This is a genomic window from Methylobacterium sp. D53M (assembly GCF_053345625.1).
Genome location: NZ_JBKFAL010000013.1, coordinates 19,017 through 31,620, shown reverse-complemented (window position 1 = coordinate 31,620; position 12,604 = coordinate 19,017). Strand labels below are relative to the sequence as shown.

The 12,604-nt window shown below is 73.8% G+C and carries 11 protein-coding genes; 10 read left to right on the top strand and 1 reads right to left on the bottom strand.

Going from position 1 to position 12,604, the window contains the following annotated elements; genetic code table 11:
• Position 1: 1 nt before the first annotated feature.
• Positions 2–1,939: a selenocysteine-specific translation elongation factor gene (gene selB / locus ACLBYG_RS18270; protein ID WP_447682339.1), complete on the bottom strand. Its 1,938-nt coding sequence runs from the start codon at positions 1,937–1,939 to the stop codon at positions 2–4.
• 375 nt (positions 1,940–2,314) lie between these two features.
• Between selB and ACLBYG_RS18265 the strand changes: the two genes are divergently transcribed.
• The 10 genes from ACLBYG_RS18265 (at position 2,315) to ACLBYG_RS18220 (ending at position 12,596) form a co-directional block, all read left to right on the top strand.
• The gene (locus ACLBYG_RS18265; protein WP_447682338.1) at positions 2,315–3,832 is read left to right on the top strand and encodes a CYTH and CHAD domain-containing protein; all 1,518 of its coding nucleotides are present in this window, start codon (positions 2,315–2,317) and stop codon (positions 3,830–3,832) included.
• Positions 3,833–3,922: 90 nt separating this feature from the next.
• The gene (locus ACLBYG_RS18260; RefSeq protein ID WP_447682337.1) at positions 3,923–5,089 is read left to right on the top strand and encodes a carboxylate-amine ligase; all 1,167 of its coding nucleotides are present in this window, start codon (positions 3,923–3,925) and stop codon (positions 5,087–5,089) included.
• Between the two features lie 230 nt (positions 5,090–5,319).
• On the top strand, positions 5,320–5,781 hold the full coding sequence (locus tag ACLBYG_RS18255) for a tellurite resistance TerB family protein (protein ID WP_020094590.1): 462 nt from the start codon (positions 5,320–5,322) through the stop codon (positions 5,779–5,781).
• A 117-nt stretch (positions 5,782–5,898) separates the two neighbouring features.
• The gene (locus ACLBYG_RS18250) at positions 5,899–7,164 is read left to right on the top strand and encodes an allantoate amidohydrolase (protein WP_447682336.1); all 1,266 of its coding nucleotides are present in this window, start codon (positions 5,899–5,901) and stop codon (positions 7,162–7,164) included.
• Between the two features lie 99 nt (positions 7,165–7,263).
• Complete coding sequence (locus ACLBYG_RS18245; protein ID WP_447682335.1) at positions 7,264–8,547, top strand: beta-ketoacyl-ACP synthase; 1,284 nt, start codon at positions 7,264–7,266, stop codon at positions 8,545–8,547.
• Positions 8,544–9,311, top strand: coding sequence for an SDR family oxidoreductase (locus ACLBYG_RS18240; protein ID WP_447682334.1), 768 nt, complete (start codon positions 8,544–8,546; stop codon positions 9,309–9,311). Before ACLBYG_RS18245 ends, ACLBYG_RS18240 begins: the two co-directional genes overlap by 4 nt.
• Before the next feature lie 32 nt (positions 9,312–9,343).
• Positions 9,344–9,631 carry an SH3 domain-containing protein gene (locus tag ACLBYG_RS18235; RefSeq protein ID WP_026605165.1) on the top strand — a complete coding sequence of 96 codons (288 nt, stop codon included), beginning with the start codon at positions 9,344–9,346 and terminating at the stop codon, positions 9,629–9,631.
• Positions 9,632–9,642: 11 nt separating this feature from the next.
• Positions 9,643–10,665: a zinc-binding dehydrogenase gene (locus ACLBYG_RS18230; protein ID WP_447682333.1), complete on the top strand. Its 1,023-nt coding sequence runs from the start codon at positions 9,643–9,645 to the stop codon at positions 10,663–10,665.
• Between the two features lie 139 nt (positions 10,666–10,804).
• The gene (locus tag ACLBYG_RS18225) at positions 10,805–11,821 is read left to right on the top strand and encodes a lipid A biosynthesis lauroyl acyltransferase (protein ID WP_447682332.1); all 1,017 of its coding nucleotides are present in this window, start codon (positions 10,805–10,807) and stop codon (positions 11,819–11,821) included.
• Between the two features lie 7 nt (positions 11,822–11,828).
• A complete protein-coding gene (locus ACLBYG_RS18220) occupies positions 11,829–12,596 on the top strand; it encodes a DUF1223 domain-containing protein (protein ID WP_447682331.1) in 768 nt (255 codons plus the stop codon).
• The last annotated feature ends 8 nt before the right edge of the window (positions 12,597–12,604 follow it).

Genomic DNA, 12,604 nt, shown 5'->3' with positions numbered 1-12,604 from the left:
GTCAGCCGGCGTCCGTGACCGCCCGACCGGGTTCGAGGGCGACGATCACCCGACGATCCCCGGCCCGGCGGGTGAATCCCGTGGCGTCGAGGTGCTCCAGCAGCGGGATCGAGAACTTGCGCGAGATTCCCAGGGTCGCGCCGGCCTCGCGGGCCAGGAATCCGGTCTCCGCCGTCCGCGCCGTCGGGAAGGCGTCGATCAGGCGGCTCTTTGCGGTGGCCACCGCTTCCCGGTGGAACAGCACGGCGCGGCGCTGCACCCGGTCGACGGCGCGGATCACCGTGCCGGCTCCCACGAGGTAGGTCAGCGCCTCGCGGCGGCGCACGTCCCGGCCGATGGCCTCGGCCTCGTCGGGCGGGCTGAGGCCGGCGCGGCGGAAGACCTGCTCCAGCCGGCGGGCGGCCTCGCTCTCGTTCCGCGCGGGGTCGAACTCGGCCCGCCGCCACAGGGCGCCCGCCTGGGCGACGCCGCCGGCGGCCGCGAGGTCGCGCAGGACCGCGCCGGTCACCGCCTCGGGCAGCGCCAGGGCGCGGGACAGGCGCTCCAGGGCGATGCCGTGCTCCATCGGATAGTCGCGGTGATGGTGTGCCAGGGCGGCCAGCGTGCCGGTGCGCAGCGCCTCGAAGGCCGCGGCCCCGACGAAGCGGTCGCCGATCGCGCGGGCGCCGTCTTCGGAGAGCGCCTGCCGGGCGCGGTCCGGCGCGATACCGGCGATCCGGGCGAGTTCGTTGAGCGGTGCCCCGGCCGCGCCGAGCTGCCCGAGGCGGACCGTGATCGCCTCGGCGGGACCGCCCGCCGCAAGGGCGGCGAGGTCGGCCATGACCCGGGGATCGTGGCGCCGGCGGCGGCGGCTCGCCGGGTCGAGGATCCGGCCGCCTGCCACCGTGACGGAGGGCGAATCGAGGCGCAGCACGAAGGGCTCCCGCGCCGGCACCGCCACCGGCTCGCCGAGATGGAGCTGCGCCTGGGTACTGGCGCCCGGCTCCAGGGCGTCGCGGTCGAGCAGCCGCAGCCGCGCCTCGACCTCGGTGGTGCCGAAGAGCAGGCGGCAGGCCGTGCCGCCCGCCAGAGCATCCGGCAAACTCGCGGCCGCGGTGATCGCCACGTCGAGCCACGGGCTCTGCGCGAGCAGGCCCGGCAGCGACAGCGCCTGCCCGCGGGCGATCTGGTCGAGGTCGATCCCGCGCAGGGCGACCGCCGTGCGGCGACCCGGCTCGGCGCGCTCGACCGCGCGCCCGTGGATCTGCAGGCCGCGCACCGTGGCGGTGCGGCCGCCGGGGGCGATCTCGACGGTGTCGCCGACCGCGAGCGGCCCGCGTCGCAGCGTCCCGGTCACGACGGTGCCGAAGCCCGGCCGGGAGAAGACCCGGTCGACCGGAAGGTAGGCGAAGCCGTCGTCGCGGACCGGTTTCGTCTCCGCCACCAGCGCCGAGAGGGCGGCGGCGAGCTCCGGCAGGCCGTCGCCCGTCACGGTCGAGGTGGCGATGACCGGGCCGGCCTCGATCCCGGCCCGGGCGGCCGCTGCAGCGATCTCGGCGGCGCGCGCGGCCACGGTCTCGGGCGTCGCGAGGTCCGCCTTGGTCAGCGCCAGGACACCGCGGCGCACGCCGATGAGGGCGGCGATCTCGAGATGCTCCACCGTCTGCGGCTTGATTCCCTCGTGGGCGTCAACCGCCAGAAGAACGGCCCGCATGCCGGTGGCGCCGGAGATCATGGCGCGGACGAACCGCTCGTGGCCCGGCAGGTCGACGAGGTCGATCTCGCCCTGCGCGGCGGTCAGCAGCGCGAAGCCCGGCACGATGGACACGCCGCGGGCGCGCTCTTCCTTGAGCCGGTCGGTCTCGACGCCGGTGAGCGCGCGGACGAGCGCCGTCTTGCCGTGATCGACGTGCCCGATCACGCCGACGAGGAGTGTCTTCAAAGCAGCCACCGACCGCATCTTCTCCGCGGTGCCGCCGTCCACAAGGGGCGCACCGCTCGCTCGAAGGGGAATCCGCCGCGCCGGCGCGTCGCGGCGCCGTGTGCGCCTCCGGGCGGTCGGGGCCGGGGCTGCGAGGCAGATGGATTGTGGACAATTTGTCTTGCCACGCCGTGCCGTTTTGGGAAAGCGCGATTTTAACGCAGCGCAGCATCCATCCGCCGCGGGCGACCGGTCCCGTCCCAGCTTGACGACGGCGGCGCCGCCGCCTTTGCTGCCGCGGGTGCGTCGGACGGTCACGCCCCGATGCCGGTTCCGCGAGATGCGACGCAGGATGCGATGCAACCGGAGCCCATCCCTGGCTCGTTAGCCGGGGCAGGCGACGAAGAGGAGCGTATGAGCGACACCGATAGCCACGCCGCGGCGGAGCCCCGCGAGGTCGAGCTGAAGCTCGACTGCGCCGGGCCGGATCTGACGGCGCTCGCGTCCCATCCCCGGTTGAAGGACACGTCGGCGACCGAACCCGAATCCCTGGTGACGACCTACTACGACACGCCCGATCGCGCGCTCCGGAAGAACGGCCTGACCCTGCGCGTCCGCGCCAAGGGCGACCGCCATATCCAGACCGTGAAGGCCGGGAGCGGCGGTGTCGGCCTGTTCGACCGGGCCGAGTGGGAGACCGAGATCGCCGGCGAAGCGCCTGAGCCCGCGGCCTGGGCCGACACGGCCGCCGGGCCGGTCCTGCGCGAGGCCGACGCGCCGCTGGAGCGGCTGTTCGCCACCGTGGTGCAGCGCCGGGAGGTCCCGGTCGCGCAGGGCGAGTCCCGCGTGCTCGTAACCCTCGACGAGGGCCGTGTCGAGACCGACTCGGGCGTCGCGCCGCTCTGCGAGGTCGAGCTGGAACTCCAGTCCGGCGATCCGGCCGACCTGTTCGCGCTGGCGCGGGAGCTGGCCGAGACCGTGCCGCTGCGCCTCGGCGTGAAAGCCAAGAGCGCCGTCGGCTACGCGCTCCTCGACGGGATCGAGCCCGGCGTCGTGAAGGCCGAGCCCGTGGAGCTGCCCGAGGGCGCGAGCGCCGGGGAGGTCTTCCGCCGGGTGGCGCGCGCCTGCCTGCGCCACATGCGTCTCAACGAGACCGCCTTCCTGGAAGGCGGGCGCCCGCCCGAGGCGCTCCACCAGATCCGCGTCTCCCTGCGCCGCCTGCGCTCGGCGCTGTCGCTGTTCGGGCCCATGCTGGAGAGCGATCCCCGGGCGGCCGGCTTCAACGACGAGATCAAGCGCGTCACCGAGCCCTTTGGCCACGCCCGCAACCTCGACGTATTCCTGAGCGACACGCTGCCGGATCTCGCGGAACAGCGCCCCGACGAGCCCGGCCTGGACGCCCTGCGCGCGCGCGCCGAGGCGGAGCGCGCCACCGCGTACGACGCGGTCTCGGAGACCCTCGAGAGCCCGCAATGGCGCGCGCTCGTCATCGACTTCGCCGGCTGGGTCGAGGCGGGCTCCTGGGCCGCCGGCCCCGACGCGGCCGTCGACGGGCGCCACTTCGCCGCGCAGGTGCTGGACAAGGCGCGCGCGCGCCTCAAGAAGCGCGGGCGCGGCCTCCGGCACCTCGATCCGCACACGCGGCACCGGGCGCGGATCGCCGCCAAGAAGCTCCGCTACGGCGCGGAGTTCTTCGCCGGTCTCTACCGGAAGAAGAAGGCGGTCCGCCGGCAGGAGAAGTTCGGCGCCGCGCTCTCCGACCTGCAGGACCACCTCGGCGCGCTCAACGACCTGGAGACGGCCCGGTCGATGACCGAGAGCCTGTCGGGACCGCCGATGCCGGGTCCCGACGATCCGGGGGCACAGAAATTGCTCGACGCGGCCGCGGACGCACGGTCCGAGCTCCTCGACGTCAAGCCCTTCTGGCGCTGAGGCTTCTCGCGCTGCCGGCGCGGTCGGAACCCGGCCGGTGCGGCGGCGTTCGCCGGACGCGGATCGGCCCGTCCGGGGCAGGGAGCGCGGATGGCCCACGCCTACAGGTTCGGCATCGAGGAGGAGTTCTTCCTGGCCGATGCGCGCACGCGCGGCACGCCGCGGGCCGGCCTCCGGGCCTTCCACGCCGCGGTGCGGGCCCGCCTCGACGACGCCGAGCGCGAGCAGCTCCAGTGTCAGGTTGAGGTGGCCTCGCCGCCGACCGCCGATCTCGCGGAGGCGCGGGCGCATCTCGCGGATCTGCGCGGCAGCCTCGCGGAGATCGGCGCCGAGCGCGGGATCCTGACCTTCGCCGCGGGCACGCATCCGACCGCCCGGTGGCGCGACCAGCGCCCCACCGACAAGGCCCGCTACCACGGGATCATGGCCGACCTCCGGATGCTCGGCCGGCGCAACCTCGTCTGCGGCCTTCACGTCCACGTGGAGGTCCCGGACCCCGAGGCGCGGGTCGGGCTGACCAACCGGCTGCTGCCCTACCTGCCGGTGCTGCTCGCGCTCTCGACCGGGTCGCCGTTCTGGCAGGGGCAGCTGACCGGCCTCGCCGGCTACCGGATGCGCGCCTACGCCGAGTTGCCGCGCACGGGCGTGCCCGAGCTGTTCGCCGATGCCGACGACTACGCCCGCTACGTCGACGTGATGACCCGCTCGGGCGCCATCGCGGATGCCAGCTATCTCTGGTGGCACGTGCGCGCGTCGCTGAAATATCCGACCCTCGAACTGCGTGTCGCCGACAGCTGCACGCGCCTCGACGACGCGCTGTGCATCGCCGCGCTGTTCCGCTGCCTCGTGCGCCGGGTGGTCCGGGACAAGCGGCTCAATGCCGGCCTGACCGCCGCCTCCCGCGGCTTCGTCATGGAGAATCTCTGGCGGGCCGAGTGCGACGGCGTGCGCGCGACGCTCATCGACGCGGCGCAGGTCCGGACGGTGCCGGTCTCCGCGCTGGTCGAGACCCTCCTCGCCGACATCGCCGAGGATGCCGAGGCGCTGGGCTGCGCCGCCGCCTGCGGGCACGCGGCGCGGATCGTGGCGGAGGGGACCAGCGCCGACCGGCAGATGGGCGTGTTCGCGGCCGCGCGCCGGTCGGGCGCGCGGGAGCGCGCGGCGCTGTCGGCTGTGGTCGATCATCTCGCGGCGGAGACCGCCGCCGGCTCGAGGTCCGGGCCTGGGGGGCACCCGAACATCGCTCCGGCGGCGTGACGACGGGCGCGGAACCGGCTGAGGGGGGATCGTCGAGGCCGCGTTCCGTCGGCCGCGCTCGAGGACGCGGTCGGCCGTATGAGTCGCATGGCCATGTTGCCGAAGGATGTCTGGCCGCCGGTACCGCGCGCCTTTATGGCCGGTCGCGCGGCGACGGGTTCCCTACGTGCCGTCCTCTGCTATCCCTCGCGTTCCAGCAGCCACCCCGACTCCGCGGCCGACCCTCCGGAATGAGCCTCCTGCGCGACCTCTTCGGCCATGTCGGCCGTACCGTGACGGCCTATGCCGGCGACAAGGCCTTGATGCTCGCGGCGGTCTCGGCCGCCGCTAACGTCATCGTGGCCGACGGCGAGGTCGCGGGCCCCGAATTCGACGCCGCCCTGCACGGCCTGAAGGCCGACCCGGTCCTGATGAAGGGCTACGACGCGCTGATGCTGGAGACGGAGCTCTACGAGGGCATCGCCCGGGCCCGCACCCGCCTCGGCCGGGCCGAGAACCTGCGCCACGTCGCGGCGGTCGCCGAGCGGCCCGCGGCCCAGCGCGAGAACGTCTTCCTGATCGCCGCGGACGTCGCCGACCAGGACGGGATCAGCAACATCGAGGCGGGCGCCCTCGGCGAGATCGCCGTCGCCCTCCGGGTCGACGCGATCGCGCTCCTGCGCGCCAACCCGGTGCGGCGCCCGCTGGCCTGACCGGCCCGGTTGGCACCGCGGTTGCTCGCGGGTGCGCGTGGTGGGAGCGCTGCCAAGTCGGTCGCGCCCGCCTATAACGTCAGCGTCGCACGGCGACTCGCCGTGAAAGGAACCGGCATGGCCGAGATGAGCCTCAGCAAGACCCACAACCTGCGCGCCAACAGTGCGCGCCTCTGGGCGACGATCCTGGAGACCGCGGAATTCGGCGGCACGCCGGCCGGCGGCATCAACCGCCTGACGCTCTCGGCCGAGGACGGCCAGGTCCGCGACTGGTTCCGGGAGGCCTGTGAGGCGGCCGGACTCACCGTGTCGGTCGACGCGCTCGGCACGCAGTACGCCCTGCGGCCGGGCCGCGACATGGGCCGCAAGCCGATCGCCTTCGGCTCGCACCTCGACACTCAGCCGACCGGCGGTAAGTTCGACGGGGTCCTCGGCGTGCTGGCGGGGCTCGAGGTGATGCGCAGCCTGAACGATGCCGGCATCGAGACCGAGGTGCCGCTCCTCGTGGTCAACTGGACCAACGAGGAGGGCTCGCGCTTCGCCCCCGCCATGATGGCCTCGGCGGCCTACGCGGGCGACTTCACCACGGACGAGATCCTGGCCAAGCGCGACGCCGCCGGCACTACGGTGGCGGAGGCCCTCGACGCCATCGGCTACCGCGGGGTGGAGGCCGTCGGCACGCGGGAGATCGGCGCCTTCGTCGAACTGCACATCGAGCAGGGGCCCATCCTGGAGGCCGAGGGCAAGACCATCGGTGTGGTCGAGGGCGGCCAGGGCATCATGTGGTTCGACGGCGTGATCACCGGCTTCGAGAGCCACGCCGGGACAACGCCGATGCCGCGCCGCCGCGACGCGCTGCTCGCCCTCTCGGAATTCGCCCTGGCCGCTGAGCGGATCGCGCTGGGCCACGCGCCCACCGCGGTGGCGACGATCGGCGAGGCCGCGATCCTGGCGCCCTCCCGCAACGTCGTGCCGGGCCGGGTCGCCTTCACGGTGGACGTGCGCGATCCGCGCTCCGAGACCCTGGACGCGATGGAGGCGGCGCTCGGCGAGGCGGCCGCCGACATCGCGGCGCGGCGCCATCTGGAGATCGCGCTGACCCGGATCTGGCGGAAGGAGCCGGTGCCGTTCGACCCCGTGATCGTGGCGGCGATCGACGCGTCCGCCGAGAGCCTGGGGCATCCGCGCCGCCGGATCATCTCGGGCGCCGGCCACGACGCCTGCAACCTCGCCGCGAAGGTCCCGGCCGCGATGATCTTCGTGCCGTGTAAGGACGGGGTCAGCCACAACGAGTCGGAATCGGCCACGCAGGCCGACTGCGCCGCCGGCGCCGACGTCCTGCTGCAGACGGTGCTCCGCCTCGCCAACGCGCCGCGCGCCTGAGGCTTCCCGCCGGGACGGCGCCCGTCGTCCCGGCGCCGGGCGCGACGCACCGCCCGCGCGGAGGTGTACCGCGGCGGAAAATCCCGTAAGGACCGCTCCATGAGCGCGCGATCCTACCGCGACGCCAGGGGCCGGCCGCTCGTCGCGGTCACCGGCATCGGCGTCGTCTCCTCCCTCGGTCAGGGACAGGCCGACACCTGGGCGGCCATGACCGAGGGCCGGTCGGGCATCCACGCGATCGCGCGGTTCCCGACCGACGCGCTGCGCACCCGCATCGCCGGGACGGTGGACTTCCTCGACACCGATCCCCTCGTCGCGCCGCTCCTGTCCGAGCGGTTCGCCGCCGTCGCCGCCGAGGAGGCGGTGGCGCAGGCCGGGATCGGCGCCAGGGGCGATTTCCCGGGCGCCCTGTTCATCGCGGTCCCGCCGGTCGAGATGGAGTGGCCGCAGCGGCAGGCCCTGGCCGAGGCCGCGGGCGGCGACGGCCCGGTCGACTACGCCAGCCTCCTGCGGGCGGCGGCGACGCGCCGCTTCGATCCCTGGCACGACCTGTTCATCTTCGGCACGGTCGCCGACCGCATCGCCGACCGCTTCGGCACGAAGGGCTCGCCGATCTCGCTCTCGACCGCCTGCTCGTCGGGGGCCACGGCGATCCAGCTCGGCGTCGAGGCGATCCGGCGCGGCGAGACCGCCGCGGCGCTCTGCATCGGCACGGACGGCTCGGTGAACCCGGAATCGCTGATCCGCTTCTCGCTGCTCTCGGCGCTCTCGACCCGCAACGACGATCCCGCGACCGCCTCGAAGCCGTTCTCGAAGGACCGGGACGGGTTCGTCATGGGCGAGGGCGCGGCCGCCCTGGTGCTGGAGGACGCCGAGGCGGCCGTCGCGCGCGGCGCCGCGATCCTCGGCTACGTCCTCGGCTGCGGCGAGAAGGGCGACGGCTTCCACCGCACCCGGTCCAGCCCCGACGGCGCGCCGATCATCGCGGCGATCCGGGCGAGCCTGGACGATGCCGGTGTGGCGGCCGAGGCGATCGACACGGTGAACGCGCACGGCACCTCGACGCCGGAGAACGACAAGATGGAGGCCCTGGGCCTCGCGGCCGTGTTCGGCGACCGCGCGGCTGCCCTGCCGGTCACCTCCAACAAGTCGATGATCGGCCACACCCTCACGGCGGCCGGCGCCATCGAGGCGGCGGTCTCGCTGCTGACCATCCGCCACGGCCGCATCCCGCCGACCATCAACCACCGCGTGCCGGACCCGACCATCGCCCTCGACATCGTGGAGACCGCCCGCGATCTGCCGGTGCGGACCGTGCTGTCGAACTCGTTCGGCTTCGGCGGCCAGAACACCTGCCTGGTCCTCGGCGCGGAGCCCGCGTGAGCGCCGCCGACACCCCGCGCCGGGTCCTCGTGACCGGCGGCGCGTCCGGCATCGGCGCCGCGATCGTCCGCGCGCTGGCGGGATCCGGCCTCGGCGTCGACTTCACCTACCGCGCCTCGGCCGAGGCCGCGCAGGCGCTGCTGGCCGAGCTGCGGACGACCTACCCGGACCGGTCCTTCGCGGCCCATCCCGTCGACCTCGCCGACCGGTCCGCGCTGGACACCTTCTGCGAGACCGCCGAGGCCGCGGGCTATTACGGCCTCGTCCACAATGCCGGCCAGTCCTGCGACGCCCTCGCGGCGATGCTCGATCAGGAGCGGGCCGAGGCCGCCATGCAGGTCAACTTCTTCTCCCTGACGCGCCTCGCCAAGGCGCTGGTGCGGGAGATGACCCGGGCGCGCGCGGGCCGCATCGTGGCGGTCGGCTCGGTCGCCGCCCTGCGGGCGAATGCCGGCAACGCCGCCTACGCGGCGACCAAGGGCGCGCTCATCGCCTATTGCCGCACCCTGGCGATCGAGACGGCCAAGCGCGGCGTGACCGTCAACGTCATCGCCCCGGGCTTCGTCGACACCGCCATGATGGAGCGCTACGCCGCCTACCGCGACGGGATGGAGCGCCAGATTCCCGCCGGCCGCTTCGGGCGGCCCGAGGATGTCGCGGCGCTGGCGGCCTTCCTGATGGGCGAGGGGGCATCCTACATCACCGGGACCGTGCTGCCCGTCGATGGCGGCCTGACCGCCATGATGGGTGTCCACCGGACCTGACGGTGGCGCCGCCGAACCGGACGATTCTGCCGATGCGCGCCAGCCTCGCCCTCACCGCCGCCCTCTGCGGCGCGGCTCTCCTGGCCCCGGGCGACGCCCGGGCGGAGCCGCAGGTCTACCGGATCTCCGGCCTGCCGCCGGGCGAGCCGCTCAGCATCCGCGCCGAGCCGGACCCGTCCGCCGAGCAGATCGGCGAGATCCGCAGCCGCGCCCTGGTCTTCGGCTGCACCAACGACACGCCGAGCCGCACCACGTGGTGCCGGGTGAAGGCCGGACGCGCCCTCGGATGGGCGCGGCGGCGCTACCTGGCGCCGGAGTGACGAGAGACACGATGCGAGCCCTCCAGCTGTTCGGCGACCGCGATCTGCGCCTCACCGAGATCGAGCCGCCGCCCGCGCCCGGCGCCGGCGAGGTCCGGATCCGCATCCGCGCGGTCGGCCTCAACTTCATCGACGTCTGGGGCTTCCGCGGCATGGCCTTCGCCAAGCGGAAGATGCCGCTGATCGTCGGCGCGGAGGCGGCCGGGACCGTCGAGTCGGTCGGGGCGGGCGTCACCGGCCTCGTCGCGGGCGACCGGGTCGTGCCGTACGGCGCCATGACCTGCGGCAAGTGCAAGGCCTGCCGCGAGGGGCGCGACAACCTCTGCGAGGACGTGTCCGGCGTGATGGGCTTCCATCTCGACGGCTTCGCCCGGGAGCTGGTGACCATGCCGGCCCGCCTCGTCGTGAAGGTGCCGGACGGCGTCAGCGACACCGACGCCGCCTGTGCGGGCATCGCCTTCGGCACGGTCCAGCACATGCTGTTCGACAACGCCCGCCTGGAGCCCGGCGAGAGCGTGCTGGTCCATGCCGGCGGCTCCGGGATCGGGACCGCGGCGATCCGCATGGCCAAGGCGATCGGCTGCACCGTCTACACGACGGTCGGCGACGACGAGAAGGGCCGCAAGGCCGCCGAGCTCGGCGCCGACCACGTCATCAACTACCGCACCGAGCGTTTCGAGGGCGAGGTCCGCCGGCTCACGAAGCGCAAGGGCGTCGACGTGGTGTTCGAGCATGTCGGCGCCGATACCTGGAACGGCTCCCTGCTCTGCCTGAAGCGCGGCGGCCGGCTCGTGACCTGCGGATCGACCTCGGGCGTCTCGGCGACCATGAACCTGATGCAGCTGTTCCAGCAGCAGTACCGCATCACCGGCTCGTTCGGCTGCTCGCTCGCGAATATCCGGCAGGCTCTCGCCAAAATGGAGGCGGGCATTCGACCGGTGGTGGATATCGTGTACCCGCTGGCGGATTTCGCGCAGGGTCTGGAGCGCCTCGAATCGCGCCGGGTGTTCGGCAAGATCCTCGTCAGCCTGTAGCGCCGGCAGCGGCGCACCCGCCGGGTGCCGCACCGTCACCGGGTGCGGCGATCCGCATTTCGCGCTGCGGGAGACTTGTCGTAAACGTCGCTGTACGGGTGCGCTGGGGGGCCGCCCGGACCGTATCCTGGAATCGACTGTGCTGCGTCTCGCCCTCCTGCTCAAACGGTCGTACCCGCGCCTCGCGGGCTTCGCGATGATCCCGGTGATCCGCGCCCTGGTGCTGCTGGCCCGGATCCTCGGGCCGGTCCGGTCCACGGCACTCGGCGCCGCGCTCCTGCGAACCCTCGGACCGCTCCTGCCGGCGCACCGCACGGCGATGGCGAACCTCCGGGCGGCCTTCCCCGACATGTCGGAGGCGGAGCGGAAGCGGATCGCCCTGGAGGCCTGGGACAATCTCGGCCGGACGGGGGCCGAATACGCCCATCTCGACAGCCTGTTCGATTACGATCCCGCCGCCACCGGCGACTTGCGGACGGAGGTCGCCGGGATCGAGCACTTCTACGCCTTGCGCGACGACGGCCGGCCCGGTCTGATCTTCTCGGCGCATCTGGCTAACTGGGAATTGCCGGCGATCTGCGCGGCCCGTTTCGGCCTGGACGCCACCGCGGTGTTCCGGCCGCCGAACAACCCCGCCGCCGCGCGCCTCGTCCAGGAGGTCCGCCGCCGGACAATGGGCGGGCTCGCAGCCTCCACACCGGGCGCCGTCTTCGCCATGCGCGACGTGGTCGAGACCGGCGGCCACCTGGGTCAGCTGATCGACCAGCATTTTACCCGCGGCGTCGTGGTGGAGTTCCTCGGCCGGCCATGCCTCGCCAACCCCCTCTTGGCCAAGCTCGCCCGCCACTACGACTGCCCGGTGCACGGCGTGCGCGTCGTGCGCCTGCCGGAGGGCCGCTTCCGCCTCGAGCTGACGCCGCCCCTGGAACTGCCCAGGGCGGCCGACGGGACCATCGACGTCGCCGGCGCCATGCAGGCGATGACGGCCGTGGTCGAGGGCTGGGTGCGGGAGAATCCCGGCCAGTGGCTGTGGATGCATCGCCGCTGGCGGCCCGACATGCTGCCCAAGCCGAGAGTGGCGCCGGCGCCACTTCAACCGACAGTAGAGATCTCTCAAGCCAACGTGATTTCACCTTCGGCCTCGCAGACGGTCTGATGGATCGATGACGCCCCGGCACCGCGCCCCGACCCGCGACCGCCGCGCGCTCCGCGCCGCGCTGCTTGCCTGCGCGACGCTGGCCGCGATGCCGGCGCGGGCCGAGCCCGTCCGCGCCGTGGTCGAGCTCTTCACCAGCCAGGGCTGCGGCGCCTGCCGCTCCGCCGACCCGGTGCTGCGCGACCTCGCCCACAAGCCCGGCGTCATCGCCCTGACCCTGCCGGTGACCTACTGGGACTATCTCGGCTGGAAGGACACGCTCGCGCTGCGGCCGCTGACCGAGCGCCAGCGCGCCTACGCGCGGGGCCGCGGGGCCCGACAGGTGTTCACGCCCCAGGTCGTGGTCGACGGCAACGGCTTCGCCGTCGGGTCCGACCGGCCGGCCCTGGAGCGCCTGGTCCGCGATGCCTGCCAGCACGGCGGGCTGCCGGTGCCGGTGCGCGGCGAGACCAACGGCGACCGGATCCTGGTGGAGGTCGGCGCGGCCCCGGAGGCCAAGACCGAGATCCGCGGCGACGTCTGGCTGGTGCCCGTGCTCCGCAGCCGCGCCATCGCGATCCAGTCCGGGGAGAACGGCGGCCGGACGGCGACCTACGTCAATGTCGTCCGCGGCATGCAGCGGCTCGGTCCCTGGACGGGCCAGCCGACCCGCTTCGAGGTGCCCGACACCCAGGCCCGCGTCGCCGACGCGGACAGCTGGGTCGTCCTGCTCCAGGGCGCGGCCGACGGCAAGCCGGGCCGCATCTTCGGGGCCGCCAAGGGACCGGGGCTCTAGGCGCGGTG

Bases quoted from the DNA above. Each gene is read 5' to 3' on its own strand.
- ACLBYG_RS18265 (WP_447682338.1), top strand. From the start codon at position 2,315: ATGAGCGACACCGATAGCCACGCCGCGGCGGAGCCCCGCGAGGTCGAG.
- ACLBYG_RS18220 (WP_447682331.1), top strand. From the start codon at position 11,829: ATGACGCCCCGGCACCGCGCCCCGACCCGCGACCGCCGCGCGCTCCGC.
- ACLBYG_RS18230 (WP_447682333.1), top strand. From the start codon at position 9,643: ATGCGAGCCCTCCAGCTGTTCGGCGACCGCGATCTGCGCCTCACCGAG.
- ACLBYG_RS18235 (WP_026605165.1), top strand. From the start codon at position 9,344: ATGCGCGCCAGCCTCGCCCTCACCGCCGCCCTCTGCGGCGCGGCTCTC.
- selB (WP_447682339.1), bottom strand. From the start codon at position 1,939: ATGCGGTCGGTGGCTGCTTTGAAGACACTCCTCGTCGGCGTGATCGGG.
- ACLBYG_RS18255 (WP_020094590.1), top strand. From the start codon at position 5,320: ATGAGCCTCCTGCGCGACCTCTTCGGCCATGTCGGCCGTACCGTGACG.
- ACLBYG_RS18245 (WP_447682335.1), top strand. From the start codon at position 7,264: ATGAGCGCGCGATCCTACCGCGACGCCAGGGGCCGGCCGCTCGTCGCG.
- ACLBYG_RS18260 (WP_447682337.1), top strand. From the start codon at position 3,923: ATGGCCCACGCCTACAGGTTCGGCATCGAGGAGGAGTTCTTCCTGGCC.
- ACLBYG_RS18250 (WP_447682336.1), top strand. From the start codon at position 5,899: ATGGCCGAGATGAGCCTCAGCAAGACCCACAACCTGCGCGCCAACAGT.